The sequence below is a fragment of the Microbacterium jejuense genome (assembly GCF_019511665.1).
Classification (GTDB): Bacteria; Actinomycetota; Actinomycetes; order Actinomycetales; family Microbacteriaceae; genus Microbacterium; species Microbacterium jejuense_A.
In genome coordinates this window covers 329643-346112 of the sequence record NZ_JAEUAW010000004.1, presented here as the reverse complement: position 1 = coordinate 346112, position 16470 = coordinate 329643, and the positions used below count along the sequence as shown (strand labels likewise).

Genomic DNA, 16470 nt, shown 5'->3' with positions numbered 1-16470 from the left:
CGCCCTCACGCGACGGCGTGCGCCACGGCGCGGCTGCTCCGCCGCTCGCCCCAGGCGAGAAGCGGGGCGGCGACCACGGCGGAGATCGCCGCCATCACCACGCCGATCGCGATGTACCGCGGGAAGTACACCCAGGCGTCGGCGAAGGGGAACAGCGCGCGCGCGAAGAAGACGAGTTCGGGGATCGCCGCGCCGACCGCAGCGCCGAGGGTGCCCACCGCGATGCGGAAGCTCGGGGAGCGACGGCCGCGGAGGTCGGTGAGAAGCAGTGCCGCGCACAGCGCTGCCGGGACGAGCCCGTACAGCCCCCCGTACACGAGCCCGATGACCGCCATCAGGAACGCCATCGCCGGCCCGCCCTCACCGCGATCCGACATGAAGACGGACATCAGCAGCAGGAGCACCGCGCCGATCGCCGCGCCCAGCAGGATCATCCCGACGACGGCGGGGCCGCTTCGCGTCCAGAACATCCTCCGAAGCTAGCGGGTCGGCCGCTGCGCCGCGCCGAACTCGCAGGTCAGTCCCAGTCGAGGTAGTCCTCGATGGGCCACGACGTCGCACCGACGTGCGTGACCGGGAACAGGTGCCCTCCGCCCTCGACGGCGACGACGCTCACCCGGTCGGGGGCGGACTGCTGCAGGCGCTCGCCGTTCGCGACCGGGGTCAGCGTGTCTTCGGTGCCCTGGATCACCAGGACGGGCACGGCGGGAGCCAGGGACGACCATTCGAGGTCGGGTGTGGCATCCTGAGCCGCTCGCTGCATGGCGTCGACTTCGGCGTCGCGGGCGCCCTCGGGGATCTCGGAGCCGCCGGCGTTCAGCTCGTCGGTCTGCTCGGCGCCCTCGACGCCGAGCAGCAGCACGCCGCCGACGCGGTCGAGGTGGTCCAGAGACACGGCGCGGGCGACCGATCCGCCGAAGGCATGGCCGCCGACCCAGGCGTGGCCGAGACCGATGTGGTCCATGACGTCGACGACGTCCTGGGCGAGGTCATGCATCGACACGACGGCGTCCGCCGCGGAAGAGGGATGCCGCGGCCCGATGCGCACGATGCGGAAGTCCTCCTCGACCAGCGCGTGGGCCAGCGGGCCCAGGTAGCTGATGTTCAGGCCCCGACCCGGGATCAGCACCACGGCGGGACCGCTGTTGGTCCCCTCGTCGACGAAGGGGATCGCGCGGCCGTCGGGTTCGAAGATCTGGGTGTCAGCCAAGGTGTTTCCTCTCGTGGGTCGAAGGCGGACAGGACGCGCACGGCAGGCCGAGCGGACGCGCCCGCCCTGGGCTCCATTCTATTGAGGGCCCCGCGGACGACACGGCATCGACGGAGGGGACGGGGCTGGGTACCGTGGGAGTCGTCATGCGCCCGCTGGTCCTCCGACAGAGCCTCTCCCTCGACGGGTACGCCGCAGCGCCCGCCGGCGTACGCGACGACTTCTTCTTCGAGTACGACGAGGACGAGGAGTTCGTGGCGCACATGGCCACGGTGCTCGGCTCGGCGGGTGTCCACGCGATGGGCGCCCGCACCTATCGCGACATGGCCGGGTACTGGCCGTTCCAGGAGGGACCCGAGGCCGACGCGATGAACTCGATCCCGAAGGTCGTCTTCTCCCGCTCGCCGATCGACACCCCGTGGGAGACGACGACCGTCTGCTCCGGGGATCTCGCCACCGAGGTCGCGAGGTTGAAGGCGCAGGACGGCGGCCCGATCCTCGCGCACGGCGGCGTGCGGTTCGCCCAGGCGCTCGTCCGCGCGGACCTCGTGGACGAGTACCACCTGCTGGTCGGCCCCTTCGCGCACGGCGGGGGCAGCCCGCTGTTCACCCGGCTCACGCGGCTGAAGCTGATCGACGTCAGGTCGTTTCCGAAGGGCAACCTCGCCCTGACCTACTCGCGTCCGGACCCGACCCCTCGCTGAGGCGCGGCCTAGACGTTGAAGCGGAACTCCACCACGTCGCCGTCCTGCATGACGTAGTCCTTGCCCTCCAGGCGCGCCTTGCCTTTCGCGCGGGCCTCGACCACGGACCCGGTCTCGACGAGGTCGTCGAACGAGATGACCTCCGCCTTGATGAAGCCCTTCTCGAAGTCGGTGTGGATGACGCCGGCCGCCTGCGGGGCCTTCCAGCCCTTGCCGATGGTCCACGCGCGGGCCTCCTTGGGGCCCGCGGTGAGGTAGGTCTGCAGGCCCAGCGTGTCGAAGCCGATGCGGGCGAGCTGGTCGAGGCCGGACTCGTCCTGACCTGTCGACGCCAGCAGCTCGGCGGCGTCCTCGGGATCGAGGTCGATGAGCTCGGACTCGATTTTCGCGTCGAGGAAGACGGCCTTCGCGGGGGCGACCAGGGCCTCGAGCTCCGCCTTGCGCGCGGCATCCGTCAGAACGCTCTCGTCGACGTTGAAGACGAAGATGAACGGCTTCGCGGTAAGCAGGCCCAGCTCCTTGATCGGGGCGAGGTCGATCTTCGAGGCCGACAGCAGCTCGCCGCGCTGCAGCGCGTCGCGCGCGTCGATCGCGGTCTGGAGCACCGCGGGATCGAGCTTCTTGCCGCGCACCTCCTTCTCGTACCGCGTGATGGCCTTCTCGAGCGTCTCGAGGTCGGCCAGCTGCAGCTCGGCGTTGATGGTCTCCATGTCGTTCTGCGGGTTCACGGTGCCCTCGACGTGCACGACGTCATCGTCGGCGAAGCCTCGCACCACCTGCGCGATCGCGTCGGCCTCGCGGATGTTGGCGAGGAACTTGTTGCCGAGCCCCTCACCCTCGGAGGCGCCGCGCACGATGCCGGCGATGTCGACGAACGACACGGCGGCCGGCAGGATGCGCTCGGAACCGAAGATCTCGGCGAGCTTGTCGAGCCGCGGGTCGGGCAGGTTGACCACGCCGATGTTGGGCTCGATCGTCGCGAACGGGTAGTTCGCCGCGAGCACCTGGTTCTTGGTCAGGGCGTTGAAGAGGGTCGACTTGCCGACGTTCGGGAGTCCGACGATTCCGATGGTGAGAGCCACGGGCACCCAGTCTAGTTGGGGCGGGATGCCGCGCCCGGCCGCGCGGCTCGGTCAGGGGCGGATGGCGCGGTACGCGCGCGTCAGGTACGGCAGCGTGATCGTCTCGGCTCCGTCGGCGCCGGTCGTCGCGGCCTCGGTGCGGCGGCGCTCGTCGAACAGGTCTCCGACGCTCGCGAGGATCTCCGCGCGCTCGGCCTCCGTCGCGGTGATGATGTAGCTGCGGGATGCCACCATGTCCAGCAGCGCGGATCGCGTGAGCGTGCGGGTCCAGGCCCACCGCCGCTCGTCGAGGCCTCCGAACGGGGCGGCGACGCGCGGCCCGTCGCCGGCGAGCATCTCCTCGGCGTGGCTCCCGTGCATGGCCGCCGTCAGCCGGGCCACCCACGGGTCGGACTCGTCGCGGATGTTCCACACGAGGCCCAGCACGCCTCCCGCGCGCAGGACGCGTCCCGCTTCGGCCGACGCCGCGGCGACATCGACCCAGTGCCACGCCTGGCCCAGCAGCACCGCGTCGACGGATGCGTCGGGAAGCGGCATCCGCTCGGCCGTCCCCACGAAGGTGGGCACGCCGTGGACGTTCTCGCGCAGCGCGGTCAGCATGTCGGAGTCCGGGTCGATCGCGACGACCTCGGCGCCCGCCTCGACGATCGTGCGCGTGAGCTTGCCGGTGCCGGCGCCGACGTCGGCGACCCGCAGCGCCCGGTCGTGCTCGCGGACGGGCTCCAGCATCCAGTCCACGGCTTCGCGCGGGTAGTCGGGGCGACCCGACTGATAGGCACCTGCGGCGGAACCGAACGACAGCGACATCTCTTCGCGACTGGCCATGCTCCGACCCTATGACCGCGTGCCGCTCCCGGCGCGCCTTCTGCCGGATGCGGCGCGGCCGGGTGAGTCTGGAGGCGTGGCACTGGACTTCACCGCGATCGACTTCGAGACGGCGAACTCCAGCAACGCGTCGGCATGCGCGGTCGGGCTCGTCCGCGTCCGCGACGGCGAGATCGTCGACCAGACCGGCTGGCTCATCCGGCCGCCCGCGGGCCACGACGTCTTCTTCGAGCTCAACGTGCGCATCCACGGCATCCAGCCCGAGGACGTCGTGGGCGCCCCGGGCTGGAGCGACCAGCTCGCGGACCTCGTCGCGTTCACCGGTGACGACGTGCTCGTGGCGCACAACGCCGGGTTCGACATGGCGGTCATCAAGCGCGCGTGCGACGCGACCGGCGACGACTTCCCCGCCTACCGCTACGCGTGCAGCCTGCAGGTCGCGCGCAGGGTGTACCGCCTCGAGTCGTACCGGCTGCCGTTCGTCGCCGCCGAGGCCGGGTTCGCCGACTTCCCGCACCACAACGCCACCGCCGACGCGCTGGCGTGCGCGCACGTCATGATCGACGCCGCCCGCCGCGTCGGGGCGGGCTCGATCGACGAGCTCGCCGAGGCTGTCGGCGTGCGCGTGTCGCAGCTGGCGTCGGCGGACGCGCCGGCCGTCTCGTTCGCCGTCGCGTGAGGGATGCCGCGGCCCGCCGCCGCGGCGATGTCGGAGCCCCGGGGCACGATGTGGGCATGGATGCCGTCGTGATCAGTGTCGTGGTGATCGTCGCCCTCGTGCTGGGCGCGATCGCCGGATGGGCGATGGGCCTCGCCCGCGGAGCCGCGCGCGGCGCGCGCGACCACGCCGAGCTCACCGCGCGGCTGGCGGCCTCCGAGGCGGCACGTCAGGGCGTCCAGGCCCAGCTCGACCACCAGCTGCTGCTGTACCGCGAGCTCGCGGGGCAGGCGCGCCACGACCAGGCCGCCCGCGAGGAGCGGGAGCGCCGCGAGCAGTCCGTGCTGCGGGCTCTGGCGCCGGTGCAAGAGACCCTCGCCGCGATGCACGCCAAGGTCGACGACCTCGAGCGCGATCGGCACACGCAGTTCGGCACGCTCGCCGAGCAGCTGCGGCGTGCGCACGAGTCCGACGAGGCGCTGCGGGCGACGACCGAGTCGCTCGCGAGCGCACTCCGCTCGGGCAGCACGCGCGGAGTGTGGGGCGAGACGCAGCTGCGCCGTGTCGTCGAGGCGGCGGGGCTCACGCGCCACGTCGACTTCGACCTGCAGACCTCCATCACGACGGATGCCGGAGCCGGCCGGCCCGACATGGTGATCCGCCTTCCCGGCGACAAGGCGATCGCCGTCGACGCCAAGGTCCCGCTCGACGCGTTCCTCGAGGCGAGCGCCATCCCCGTGACCGCGCAGGGGGCGGAAGCCGCGCGCCGTCAGAGCCTGCTCGACAAGCACGTCAAGGCGGTGCGCGCCCACGTCGACGCGCTCGCGCGCAAGACCTACTGGGCCGGGCTCTCGTCGAGCCCCGAGTTCGTGGTGTGCTTCGTGCCGAGCGAGTCGCTGCTGGCCGCCGCTCTCGGAGAGGACCCCGCCCTGCTCGACTACGCCTTCGGCAGGCGCGTCGCGCTCGCGTCGCCGGTCAACCTGTGGGCGGTGCTCAAGACCGTCGCTTACACGTGGACGCAGCAGGACGTGTCGCAAGAGGCGCGGGCCCTGTTCGACCTCGGCAATCAGCTCTACGAGCGCCTGGGTTCGCTCGCCTCGCACGCCGACGATCTGCGCCGCGCGATCGAGCGCACCGTCGACAGCTACAACCGCTTCGCGGGCTCGCTCGAGACCCGCGTGCTCGTGAGTGCGCGGAAGTTCCCCGGCATCGACGCGACCAAGCTCGACGCCGTGGCCGAACCCGCGACGATCGAGAAGAGTCCCCGACGGCTCACCGCACCCGAGATGCTCGACGAGACGCTGCCAGGGCTCGAGTCGCCGACGACCGCTCCGGATGCGGAGCCGCGGGCCGCGGAGGCCGAACTCGGCGACGTGCGCACGCGCATCGCGTCCTCCCGAGATTGAGCCCCGGGGCGACGACGAGGCTCAGGCGCCGCCGGGAACGAAGCTCAGCAGCAGGATGACGGCCGCCGAGACGCCGACGAACGCGCCGATCATCCACCACGCGCTGATCTCGTGGCCCTCGTCCCGTCGCACGCGTAGCAGGACGTCCGGTCGACGAGCGGGATCGATCGCGTTCGCGACCACGGCATGCGCGCCCGTCTGGGGCTGCGACGAGTCACCGGACTGCGCAGACATCGTCAACTCCTTGCGTCAGGAACACCTTCGTGTCCCCCTCGACACCAGGTCGATTCTGCCAGAGTTCTCTGCCGCTCAGGTCACGAAACAGTCACAGGAGCATCACCGGTCACTTGAGTCACAACGGTCACGCAAGCCGCGTCACAGCCATTTGGAGACGAGGTGCTCCGACGAGATGCGGCGCAGCGTGCCCGAAGCGCCGCGCAGCACGACGCTCTCGGTATAGACGTAGCCGCCTTCGCGACGCACCCCCGCGACGAGCGCGCCGTCCGTCACGCCCGTCGCGACGAAGATCGTGTTGTTGCCCTTGACGAGCTCATCCGCCTCGTACACGTAGCCGTCGAGCTTGAGGCCGGCGTCCCGTCCGCGCTGCTTCTCGTCGTCGTCGCGCGCCCACAGCCGGCCCTGGATGTGTCCGCCGAGCGCCTTGATGGCACATGCGGTCACGATGCCCTCGGGGCTTCCGCCGATGCCGACGCACATGTCGGTGCGGGCGTTGTGCCGAGCGGCGTTGATGCCGCCGGCGACATCGCCGTCGCTCATGAGCCGCGTACCGGCGCCGGCGGCGCGGATCTCGTCGATGAGCTGCTCGTGGCGCGGACGGTGCAGCACCGACACCACGATCTCGTCGACCGGCTTGCCGAGCGCCTTGGCCAGCAGGCGGATGTTCTCTCCGATCGGCAGGCGGATGTCGACGACGCCGACGCCGGCGGGGCCGGTGACCAGCTTGTCCATGTAGAACACGCTCGACGCGTCGAGCATCGTGCCGTGGTCGGAGACGGCGATCACCGACAGCGCGTTGTTGCGCCCGGCCGCAGTCAGCGAGGTGCCGTCGATCGGGTCGACGGCGACGTCTGCCCGGGGCCCGCGGCCGTTGCCGACGCGCTCCCCGTTGTAGAGCATCGGAGCCTCGTCCTTCTCGCCCTCGCCGATGACGATGGTGCCGTCGAAGTTGACGGTCGTGAAGAACGCCCGCATCGCGTCGACGGCGGCGCCGTCCGCCGCCTCCTTGGCACCGCGTCCGATGAACGGCACCGCGCGGATCGCCGCGGCTTCGGTCGCACGCACCAGTTCCAGCGCGAGGTTACGGTCGGGGTGCAGAGGACTCATATCCGCGGTCAGGCTCACCATGCGGTCAGCCTAGCCAGGCTCCCGTGCCTTCTCCTGGACTTTCGGCCGGCTGGACACGAAGGAATCGCTTTTCTTTCACGAGCGTCAGGGACGCGGTTTTCCCGGACGAGCCCGGGCCGCCGGCATCCGACTCACGAAATCCGCCTTCGGTAGGATTCTTCGTGACCCGCATCTACTAAAGGGAGCACTCATGCCCGTCGCCACCCCCGAGCAGTACGCCGACATGCTGGACCGCGCGAAGGCCGGTGGCTTCGCGTATCCCGCCATCAACGCCGCCAGCTCGCAGTCGGTCAACGCCGTCCTGCAGGGCCTCACCGAAGCCGGCTCCGACGGCATCATCCAGGTCACGACGGGCGGCGCCGACTACTTCGCCGGGCACTCCGTCAAGGGCCGTGCGACCGGAGCGCTCGCGTTCGCGGCCTTCGTCCACGAGGTCGCCAAGAACTACCCCATCACGGTCGCGCTGCACACCGACCACTGCCCGAAGCCCGCACTCGAGGACTTCGTGCTGCCGCTCATCAAGGCGTCCGAGCAGGTCGTTGCCGAAGGCGGCAACCCCATCTTCCAGTCCCACATGTGGGACGGCTCGGCGGTGCCGCTCGCTGAGAACATCGAGATCGCCAAGGAGCTGCTCCCCCGCATGAAGGCGATCAACGCGATCCTCGAGGTCGAGATCGGCGTCGTCGGCGGCGAGGAGGACGGCGTCAAGCACGAGGGCACCAACGACGCGCTCTACACCACCACCGGCGACGTCGCGCAGTTCGTCGAGGCGCTGGGCCTGGGCGACCAGGGCCGCTACATCGCCGCCCTCACCTTCGGGAACGTCCACGGCGTCTACAAGCCGGGCAACGTCAAGCTCAAGCCCGAGCTCCTCGGCGAGATCCAGGAGGGCATCGCGTCGCGCTTCGGCACCGGCCCGAAGCCGCTGGACCTCGTGTTCCACGGCGGCAGCGGCTCGACCGACGAAGAGATCGCCCTCGCGGTCGCCAACGGCGTCGTCAAGATGAACATCGACACCGACACGCAGTACGCCTTCACGCGCTCGGTCGCGGGCTTCATGTTCCAGAACTACGACGGCGTGCTGAAGGTCGACGGCGAGGTGGGCAACAAGAAGGCGTACGACCCGCGCGCGTGGGGCAAGCTCGCCGAGTCCGCCATGGCCGCCCGTGTGGTCGAGGCCACGCAGCAGCTCGGTTCCGCGGGCAAGAGCCTCGCCGCGTAACCCGCAAGCGATCGGATGCCCCGGTCCCAGGTCCCTCGTGGGCCCGGGCCGGGGCATCCGTCGTCTCGCCCGGTGCGCCCCTGCGCGGCCGCGGCCCTACTCGGGATCCACGTAGCGATCGAGCAGCCCCGGTGCGTCCGCGGGCCGGTGCACGACGACGATCTCGTCGCCGGCCTGCACCCGCCCGCTCTGCACCACGCGGAGGTAGGGACCGAGCCTGCGCTCGTTCGAGAACCGCTTGACCCACCCTCGAGCATCGTCTCCGCCCACCCAGCGGGCGAAGGTCTGGCACGGCGTGCGCGGCATCGTCACCTCGACCTCGACGCGTTGGCCGATCCGCCACCGCTCCCCGATCCGCGCGGTGTTCACATCCAGCCCCTCGACGCGCAGATTCTCGCCGAACCATCCGGGCGGCAGCTCGCGGCCGAGTTCAGACTCCCAGAAGGCTGCGTCCTCCTCCGCGTACGCGTACAGCGCCTTGTCGAGCCCACCGTGATGCTTGCGATCGGCCTGCACGTCGGCGTACACGCCGTAGGCGCCGACGCGCACAGGTCCGTCGAGCGGACCCTTGTCGATGGCGGTGACGCCGACGGCGCCGGGGTCGGGACGGAGCTGTCTGACGGCGCAGACGGCGACGAGGCGAGGCATCCGCTCAGCCTAGGGCGTGCCTCGCAGCAGCACCTTCCCGTCCGCCATCGCGCGGACCTCGATCGATGCGATCTCGTCCGAGTCCCACGCCGTGCCCGCCTGGAGCCGTGCCGTCGATCCCGGGCCGGCGCGCCACGACGACAGCTCGCTGGTCGTCCCATCCGTCGATGTGACCACCAGCACGTACGGCCACTCCTGCTCGGGCGCGTACGGGTCGCCGCTCGTCCCGTACTCGCACCTCATGTCGATGCGCGTACCCCACGCGACGTCGGTGAGCTGCACCGTCGCGGTGAGCGGGACGTCGGTGACAGGCTGCAGCGCGACGGTCTCGGCCGGACGCACCGCCGGGGCCACGGCGGTCGCGATCCCGAACGCCGCCACGACCGCGACCGCCGCCGCTGCGGCCAGCACGCCCGCCCAGACGGCGACACGCCGACGGCGGCTCACACGTCCCCCGACGGAGACCAGCCGTGCCCGTGCCGCTGGATCCGGTCCGGGCTGTCCGCCGGCGTCCAGCAGCGCCTCCGCCCGGTCGGGCGACACGCGGGCGAGGAGGCCGAGCGTCGGCGCCAGGTCGGCGAGCGCGTCACGGCACAGCCGGCATCCGTCCAGATGCTCCTCATAGAGGCGGCGCTCGGCCGCGCTCAGCGCCCCCATCACATAGGCGGCGTCCCAGTCCGCGAATCGCGAGTGGTCCGGGTTCATCGGGTCACCCCCTTCTCCTGCAGGGCGAGCCGCAGCGCGCGCAGTCCGTAGTGCAGCCGCGACTTGACGGTGCCGGGCGGGATCTCCAGTTCGCCCGCCATCTCGGCCACCGAGAGCCCGCGATAATAGGCACGCACCACGACGGCCCGATGCTCGGCCGACAGGGCTGCCAGCGCCTCCTCGACGATGATCGCCTCGAACAGCGCGTCGGTGCCGTCGCCCGCGACCCGCTCGGGCACCTCGGCCACATCGACCTCGCGCCGCCGGTGCGCGCTGCGGGCCTCGTCGATGACGAGGTGGCGCGCCACCGTGAACATCCACGACCGCGTCGTCGACGGGTCCTCCTCCAGGATCCTCGGCGTGCGCCAGGCACGAAGCAGTGTCTCCTGCACGATGTCGTCCGCGCCGGCCCGGTCGCCGGTCAGGTGCACGACGTAGCGCCACAGCGGCGCCGCATGGGCGTCGTACAGCGCCTCCAGCCGCGCGGCGTCACGTCGCGTCGCCCGGCCGCCGGGGCCTGACCCGTCATCGAGCCTGGTTCGCGGCATCCGTCACCTCCGCTGGGGACACGAGACGCATGCGCCCGAGGTTCAACCGCCGGTCGTGCCGAGCAGCGCCTTCACGACGGCGGGGTCGCTCATCAGCGGAATCGCCATCAGCACTCCCGTCACGAGCGTGAACAGGATGCCCGCGGCCAGCGGGATCCACCACGTGAGCCGCCCGCGGCGCAGGCTCCACAGTGACACGAGCGCCGTGGCGATCCATCCGAGCGCCAGCACCACGGCCGCCGCGATACCCCACGGACGCCCCGCTGCGGGATCCGACAGGGTCACGTCCAGCCCCATCACCGCGAACATCGTCTCGGCGTATGCGCCGTAGTCCAGGAACGACGGGAACGACGTCACGACGTTGAACAGTCCGTACACCAGCAGCGCGATCGTGACGACGCGGTCCACCAGGCGCGGTCGCACGGGAGCGCCCGCCGACAGGGCGTCAGCATCCTGCTGCGCCTGAGGGATGCCGGCGCCCGGAGCCTCGGTCACGACCGGCACGGCCGGCGTCACGGGCTGCTGCCACGCCGGGGCGGGCTGCTGGATGCGGGCGCGCTGCTCCTCGGGGCTGGCGTACTCGCCGTACTGAGGGCGCGGGCGTGCCTCGCCGTCGCTCACGAGCGGCTCCGTCCACCCAGGGCACGGTCGTCGCGCTTGCCGGCGGCATCCTGACGCAGCTCCTTCGGGAGCGAGAACATGAGGTCCTCCTCGGCCGTGCGCACCTGCTCCACATCGCGGTAGCCGGCGGCGGCGAGGTCGTCGAGCACCTCCTGCACGAGCACCTCGGGGACCGAGGCGCCGCTGGTGACGCCGACGGTCTCGACGCCCTCGAGCCACGCCTGCTCGACCTCGTCGGCGTAGTCGACGCGGTACGCCGCCTTCGCTCCGTGCTCGAGCGCGACCTCGACGAGGCGCACGCTGTTGGACGAGTTGGCGGAGCCGACGACGATCACGAGGTCGGCGTCCTTGGCGACCTTCTTGATCGCGACCTGACGGTTCTGGGTGGCGTAGCAGATGTCGTCCGACGGCGGGTCCTGCAGCTGCGGGAACCGCGCCCGCAGGCGGCGCACGGTCTCCATGGTCTCGTCGACCGACAGCGTCGTCTGCGACAGCCACACCACCTTGGACGGGTCGCGCACCTCGATGGTGTCGGCCTCGTCGGGCGAGTTGACGACGGTGACGTGCTCGGGTGCCTCGCCCGCCGTGCCCTCGACCTCTTCGTGACCCTCGTGGCCGATGAGCAGGATCTCGAAGTCGTCGCGCGCGAACCGCACAGCCTCGCGGTGCACCTTGGTCACGAGCGGGCAGGTCGCGTCGATGGCGCGAAGACCCCGATCGGATGCCGCGTTCACGACCGCGGGCGACACCCCGTGCGCGCTGAACACGACGTGGGCACCCTCGGGCACCTCGTCGACCTCGTCGACGAAGATCGCGCCCTGCTTCTCGAGCTCGGTCACGACGTGGATGTTGTGGACGATCTGCTTGCGCACGTACACCGGTGCGCCGAAGCGCTCCAGCGCCTTCTCGACGGCGATCACGGCGCGGTCGACGCCGGCGCAGTAGCCGCGCGGCGACGCCAGCAGCACCCGCTTGCGTCCGGTGCCGGCGATGTCCTGGAGCGGCTCGCGCCGCCGCGGGACGCGCGGGACGGGCATGCTCACGGTGCTGCTGCTCACCCCTCGATTCTAGGGGCGGCTCCTGGACGCGAGCCCGGCGTGCGGCCCTCCCCGCTGTCGACACCGTGGACTATCGTGACCGGGTGGCATCCCCCACCTCCTTCCAGCCCACCGCGGTCCCCGGCGAACCACCCCCGGCTGACTCGGTCCGCCCTCGTGACTCGCGCCCTGACGCCCCGACGTCCGTCGCGCGCCTCAACGAGACGATCCGCGGATTCGTGCAGAACTGGGGCTCGGTCTGGGTCGAGGGCGAGATCACGGCGTTCAACCTCCGCGGCGGCAACGTCTTCGGACGCCTGAAGGACCTCGTCACCGACGCCACCGTCTCATTCCGGATCTGGTCGTCGACGCGGGACCGCCTGCCTGGCGACCTCAAGGTCGGCGACCATGTCGTCGCGTGCGTCAAGGCCGACTACTACGTCAAGAGCGGCGACTTCGGCTTCTCGGTCTCGGCGATGCGGCACATGGGCCTGGGCGATCAGCTCGAGCGCCTCGAACGCCTGCGCGCCCAGTTGCGCGCGGAGGGCCTGTTCGACGCCGCACGCAAGAAGCCGATCCCGTTCCTCCCCCACGTCATCGGCCTCATCACGGGCGAGAACTCGGATGCCGAGAAGGACGTCCACCGCAACGCCGAGCTGCGCTGGCCGCAGGTGCGCTTCCGCACGAAGTACGCCGCCGTGCAGGGCGATCGCTGCGTGCCCGAGACGATCGCCGCGCTGAAGGCGCTCGATGCCGATCCTGACGTCGACGTCATCGTCATCGCCCGCGGCGGCGGAGACCCCCAGACCCTGCTCGGCTTCAGCGACGAGCGGATGCTGCGCGCCGTGGCCGCGGCATCCACTCCTGTCGTGAGCGCGATCGGCCATGAGAACGACCACCCCCTGCTGGACGATGTCGCCGATCTGCGCGCGTCGACGCCGACGGATGCCGCCAAGCGCGTGGTCCCGGACGTCGCCGAGCAGCGCGCCCTGGTCGGGCAGCTGCGCGCGCGCCTGACGATGCGGCTCACGCAACGGGTCGGGCACGACATCGCGCAGCTCGAGCAGCTGCGGTCGCGCCCCGCCCTGCGCACGCCGGAGGCGATGCTCACGACACGCGCCCACGAGGTGGAGCTGCTGGCCGCGCGCGGCCGCGACCGCGTCGACCGCGCCCTGCAGCAGCACGAGCGGCGCACCGCGGAGCTGCGGGCGACGCTCCGCGCGCTCTCGCCCGCATCGACCCTCGCCCGCGGCTACGCCATCGCCCACCTCGGTGACGGGGTCATCGTGCGCGATGCCGCGCAGGCTCCGGCATCCACCCCGTTCGTCGTGACCGTCGGACGGGGGTCGTTCTCCGCCCACTCGGACGGGGAGGTCGCCGAGGCCGTGACACCGGCGAGGACGGAACCGCCCGCCACGTAGGATAGAGAGCATGACCGCGTCGACCGAGGCCCCTTCCGACGTGGCGTCGCTCTCTTTCGAGCAGGCGCGCGACGAGCTCGTCCGCGTCGTCGCCGAGCTCGAACAGGGTGCCCCGACGCTGGAGCACTCGCTGGCGCTGTGGGAGCGCGGCGAGGCACTCGCCGCGCGGTGCGAGGAATGGCTGCTGGGCGCGAAGCGCCGGCTCGACGCCGCACGCGCGAACGCGGACGGCGCCGCACGTGGCGAGGGGAACGGTGCCGGCTGATGGCCCGCGAGCCCCGCATCGTCGCTGAGCTCGGCCGTCCCGAGACACCCGACGAGACCGCCGCACGCAAGGCGGAGTCCTCCCGCGTCTACCGGTCGAGCCAGAACGTCCGCAACCTCGTGGCGGCGCTCCTGGCCACGCTCGCGGTCGTCGTCGTGATCATGTTCGCGGTCCCCCGCGGGTCCGCGCCCGAGCGCGAGCCGATCGATGTCGCGGCCGCCGCGGAACGGGTCGCCACCGCCGAGGGGCGCACGGTGATCGTCCCCGAGATGTCGGACGAGTGGGTCGTGAACCTCGCCGCCGTCGAGGGCGAAGGACGCGTGAAGGCGTTCAACGTCGTCTACGCGCCGGCCGACGAGGACGAGCGCGGGTTCGTCAACGTCTCGCAGGGCTTCGACGCCGACGAGTCGTGGGTCACGCGCGTGCTGTCAGGCTCCGCTCCCGACGGCACCGTGACGATCGACGGCATCACGTGGGACCGCTACGAGCTGGATCCCGAGCGCACCGGCAACATCTCCGTCGCGCTGTCGACCGACGCCGGCCCCGACACCGTGCTCATCTACGGCACGACCGCGGCGCGCCAGCTCGAAGAGACCGCACGGACCGTGACCGACCAGATCACCGCACTTCGCCAGGAGGCCCCGTGACCGACGCCCCGACGCCCGCCGACGTCTGGAACGAGATGCTGCGCGGCAACGCGCGCTTCGTCGCCGGAGAGCCGCAGCATCCGCACCAGGACGTCGATCGACGTCATGAGCTCGCGGACGGCCAGCGACCGCAGGCCGTGCTGTTCGGTTGCTCGGACTCGCGCCTGGCGGCCGAGATCATCTTCGACAACGGGCTGGGCGACCTGTTCGTCGTGCGCAACGCCGGCCAGGTGGTGTCGGAGTCGGTGATCGGCAGCCTCGAGTACGCCGTGGCGGTGCTGAAGGTGCCGCTCATCGTCGTCCTCGCGCACGACGCCTGTGGCGCCGTGCGCGCGGCCATCGACAGCACGGACCCCGAGACCCCGGCGCTGCCCGCCCACATCTGGCGGCTCATCGCGCCGATCGTGCCCGCCGTGCGACGCGTCCAGCGAGGCGCCGGCGCAACGGTGGCGACGTCCGAGATCGACGCGGAGGCGGTCGGCCGCGAGCACCTCAGCACGACGGTCGCCGACATCCTGCAGTCGTCCGAGCTGATCAGCGACGCGGTGGCCTCGGGCGCCCTCGGCATCGTGGGCGCCAACTACCGGCTCGCCGAAGGCACCGCCGTGCCCGTCGTGTCGGTCGGCATCGACGACGCCGCCGCCTGAACCACTCCCCCGAACCCAACACTGCACACACGTGAGGAACGACGACGTGACCGACACCGAGTACCGCATCGAGCACGACACCATGGGCGAGGTGCGCGTGCCCAAGAACGCCCTCTACGCCGCGCAGACCCAGCGCGCCGTCGAGAACTTCCCGATCTCAGGCGATCGCCTCGAGCCCGCCCAGATCGTGGCGCTGGCACGCATCAAGAAGGCCGCGGCGCTGGCCAACAAGGAGCTCGGCACCCTCGACGGAGCCATCGCGGACGCGATCGCAGGCGCCGCCGACCGCATCATCGCCGGCGAGTACGCCGACCAGTTCCCCATCGACGTCTACCAGACCGGCAGCGGGACGTCGTCGAACATGAACATGAACGAGGTGCTCGCCACCCTCGCGACGCAGGCGCTCGGCACGACGGTGCACCCGAACGACCACGTCAACGCCTCGCAGTCCTCGAACGACGTCTTCCCGACGTCGGTCCACATCGCGGCCACTCAGGAGCTCATCGACGACCTCATCCCCGCGCTCGACCACCTGGCGGTGGCGCTCGAGACGAAGGCGGAGGAGTGGAAAGAGGTCGTCAAGTCCGGACGCACGCACCTGATGGATGCGACGCCGGTGACCCTCGGCCAGGAGTTCGGCGGCTACGCCCGCCAGATCCGTCTCGGCATCGAGCGCGTCCAGGCGGTCATCCCCCGCGTCGCGGAGGTCCCGCTCGGCGGCACGGCCGTCGGCACCGGCATCAACACGCCGCTCGGCTTCCCGCAGCGCGTGATCCAGCTCATCGTCGACGACACCGAGCTGCCCATCACCGAGGCGAAGGACCACTTCGAGGCGCAGGCCAACCGTGACGCCCTGGTCGAGGCCTCCGGTGCGCTGCGCACCATCGCGGTCTCGCTCACGAAGATCAACAACGACCTGCGCTGGATGGGCTCGGGCCCGAACACGGGTCTCGGCGAGCTGCACATCCCGGATCTGCAGCCGGGGTCGTCGATCATGCCCGGCAAGGTCAACCCGGTCGTCCCCGAGGCCACGCTCATGGTGTGCGCACGCGTCATCGGCAACGACGCGACGGTCGCGTGGGCGGGCGCGTCGGGCTCGTTCGAGCTCAACGTCGCCATCCCGATCATGGGCAGCGCCGTGCTGGAGTCGATCGAACTGCTCGCCAACGTGTCGCGCGTTCTCGCAGACAAGACGATCGCGGGCCTGGAGGCCAACGTGGAGCGCGCGGCAGCGTACGCCGGCATGTCCCCGTCGATCGTAACGCCCCTCAACAAGCTCATCGGGTACGAGGCAGCCGCCAAGATCGCCAAGCACTCGGTGGCGAAGGGCATCACTGTGCGCGAGGCGGTCATCGACCTCGGCTACGTCGAGCGCGGCGAGCTCACGCTCGAGCAGCTCGACGAGAAGCTCGACCTGCTGTCGATGACGCACCCGGGCTGAAAAGCCCCTGTGCCGCAC

At 71.1% G+C, this 16470-nt stretch carries 20 protein-coding genes; 9 read left to right on the top strand and 11 right to left on the bottom strand.

From position 1 onward, the window contains the following. Window positions 1–5: 5 nt before the first annotated feature. Window positions 6–470: a hypothetical protein gene (locus JNB62_RS07535; protein ID WP_220300239.1), complete on the bottom strand. Its 465-nt coding sequence runs from the start codon at window positions 468–470 to the stop codon at window positions 6–8. Between the two features lie 47 nt (window positions 471–517). Continuing rightward, window positions 518–1210 (bottom strand): alpha/beta fold hydrolase, encoded by a 693-nt coding sequence (locus tag JNB62_RS07530; protein ID WP_220300238.1) that lies wholly within the window; start codon window positions 1208–1210, stop codon window positions 518–520. Between the two features lie 146 nt (window positions 1211–1356). Here JNB62_RS07530 and JNB62_RS07525 point away from each other — a divergent pair, with 146 nt between their 5' ends. Beyond that, window positions 1357–1914 (top strand): dihydrofolate reductase family protein, encoded by a 558-nt coding sequence (locus JNB62_RS07525; protein ID WP_220300237.1) that lies wholly within the window; start codon window positions 1357–1359, stop codon window positions 1912–1914. A gap of 8 nt (window positions 1915–1922) precedes the next feature. On the opposite strand, the gene ychF is transcribed toward JNB62_RS07525, so the two are convergent. Then, window positions 1923–2996, bottom strand: a complete 1074-nt coding sequence (ychF, locus tag JNB62_RS07520; RefSeq protein ID WP_220300236.1) for a redox-regulated ATPase YchF — start codon at window positions 2994–2996, stop codon at window positions 1923–1925. A 51-nt stretch (window positions 2997–3047) separates the two neighbouring features. Beyond that, a complete protein-coding gene (locus JNB62_RS07515) occupies window positions 3048–3821 on the bottom strand; it encodes a class I SAM-dependent methyltransferase (RefSeq protein WP_220300235.1) in 774 nt (257 codons plus the stop codon). Window positions 3822–3897: 76 nt separating this feature from the next. Between JNB62_RS07515 and JNB62_RS07510 the strand changes: the two genes are divergently transcribed. Further along, window positions 3898–4500, top strand: coding sequence for a 3'-5' exonuclease (locus tag JNB62_RS07510; protein ID WP_220300234.1), 603 nt, complete (start codon window positions 3898–3900; stop codon window positions 4498–4500). A gap of 56 nt (window positions 4501–4556) precedes the next feature. Then, on the top strand, window positions 4557–5885 hold the full coding sequence (locus tag JNB62_RS07505) for a DNA recombination protein RmuC (protein ID WP_220300233.1): 1329 nt from the start codon (window positions 4557–4559) through the stop codon (window positions 5883–5885). 21 nt (window positions 5886–5906) lie between these two features. Here the strand turns inward: JNB62_RS07505 and JNB62_RS07500 are convergent, their stop codons facing one another. Together JNB62_RS07500 and glpX are read right to left on the bottom strand one after the other, a co-directional pair. Beyond that, on the bottom strand, window positions 5907–6119 hold the full coding sequence (locus JNB62_RS07500; RefSeq protein WP_191171974.1) for a UDP-N-acetylmuramyl pentapeptide phosphotransferase: 213 nt from the start codon (window positions 6117–6119) through the stop codon (window positions 5907–5909). A 141-nt stretch (window positions 6120–6260) separates the two neighbouring features. Continuing rightward, complete coding sequence (glpX, locus tag JNB62_RS07495) at window positions 6261–7250, bottom strand: class II fructose-bisphosphatase (protein WP_220300232.1); 990 nt, start codon at window positions 7248–7250, stop codon at window positions 6261–6263. Between the two features lie 190 nt (window positions 7251–7440). Between glpX and fbaA the strand changes: the two genes are divergently transcribed. Further along, on the top strand, window positions 7441–8472 hold the full coding sequence (gene fbaA / locus JNB62_RS07490; protein ID WP_220300231.1) for a class II fructose-bisphosphate aldolase: 1032 nt from the start codon (window positions 7441–7443) through the stop codon (window positions 8470–8472). A gap of 96 nt (window positions 8473–8568) precedes the next feature. Here the strand turns inward: fbaA and JNB62_RS07485 are convergent, their stop codons facing one another. The 5 genes from JNB62_RS07485 to JNB62_RS07465 are packed head-to-tail and all read right to left on the bottom strand — an operon-like array spanning window position 8569 to window position 12031. Next, window positions 8569–9120, bottom strand: coding sequence for an MOSC domain-containing protein (locus tag JNB62_RS07485; protein ID WP_220300230.1), 552 nt, complete (start codon window positions 9118–9120; stop codon window positions 8569–8571). A 9-nt stretch (window positions 9121–9129) separates the two neighbouring features. Beyond that, window positions 9130–9825: a zf-HC2 domain-containing protein gene (locus JNB62_RS07480; RefSeq protein WP_220300229.1), complete on the bottom strand. Its 696-nt coding sequence runs from the start codon at window positions 9823–9825 to the stop codon at window positions 9130–9132. Beyond that, window positions 9822–10373: a sigma-70 family RNA polymerase sigma factor gene (locus tag JNB62_RS07475; protein ID WP_220300228.1), complete on the bottom strand. Its 552-nt coding sequence runs from the start codon at window positions 10371–10373 to the stop codon at window positions 9822–9824. Before JNB62_RS07475 ends, JNB62_RS07480 begins: the two co-directional genes overlap by 4 nt. Window positions 10374–10415: 42 nt before the next feature. Continuing rightward, window positions 10416–10994, bottom strand: coding sequence for a DUF6264 family protein (locus JNB62_RS07470; RefSeq protein ID WP_220300227.1), 579 nt, complete (start codon window positions 10992–10994; stop codon window positions 10416–10418). Next, entirely contained in the window at window positions 10991–12031 is a 1041-nt protein-coding gene (locus JNB62_RS07465) for a 4-hydroxy-3-methylbut-2-enyl diphosphate reductase (protein WP_220300302.1), read from the bottom strand. Before JNB62_RS07465 ends, JNB62_RS07470 begins: the two co-directional genes overlap by 4 nt. A 104-nt stretch (window positions 12032–12135) precedes the next feature. On the opposite strand from JNB62_RS07465, the gene xseA reads away from it, so the two are divergent. The 5 genes from xseA to JNB62_RS07440 are packed head-to-tail and all read left to right on the top strand — an operon-like array spanning window position 12136 to window position 16452. Beyond that, entirely contained in the window at window positions 12136–13452 is a 1317-nt protein-coding gene (gene xseA, locus JNB62_RS07460) for an exodeoxyribonuclease VII large subunit (protein WP_220300226.1), read from the top strand. Window positions 13453–13462: 10 nt separating this feature from the next. Continuing rightward, complete coding sequence (locus JNB62_RS07455) at window positions 13463–13717, top strand: exodeoxyribonuclease VII small subunit (protein ID WP_220300225.1); 255 nt, start codon at window positions 13463–13465, stop codon at window positions 13715–13717. After that, a complete protein-coding gene (locus JNB62_RS07450) occupies window positions 13717–14364 on the top strand; it encodes a DUF4245 family protein (RefSeq protein WP_220300224.1) in 648 nt (215 codons plus the stop codon). Before JNB62_RS07455 ends, JNB62_RS07450 begins: the two co-directional genes overlap by 1 nt. Window positions 14365–14399: 35 nt before the next feature. After that, window positions 14400–15011 carry a carbonic anhydrase gene (locus JNB62_RS07445; RefSeq protein WP_220300301.1) on the top strand — a complete coding sequence of 204 codons (612 nt, stop codon included), beginning with the start codon at window positions 14400–14402 and terminating at the stop codon, window positions 15009–15011. A gap of 46 nt (window positions 15012–15057) precedes the next feature. Next, a complete protein-coding gene (locus JNB62_RS07440) occupies window positions 15058–16452 on the top strand; it encodes a class II fumarate hydratase (protein WP_220300223.1) in 1395 nt (464 codons plus the stop codon). Window positions 16453–16470: the final 18 nt, after the last annotated feature.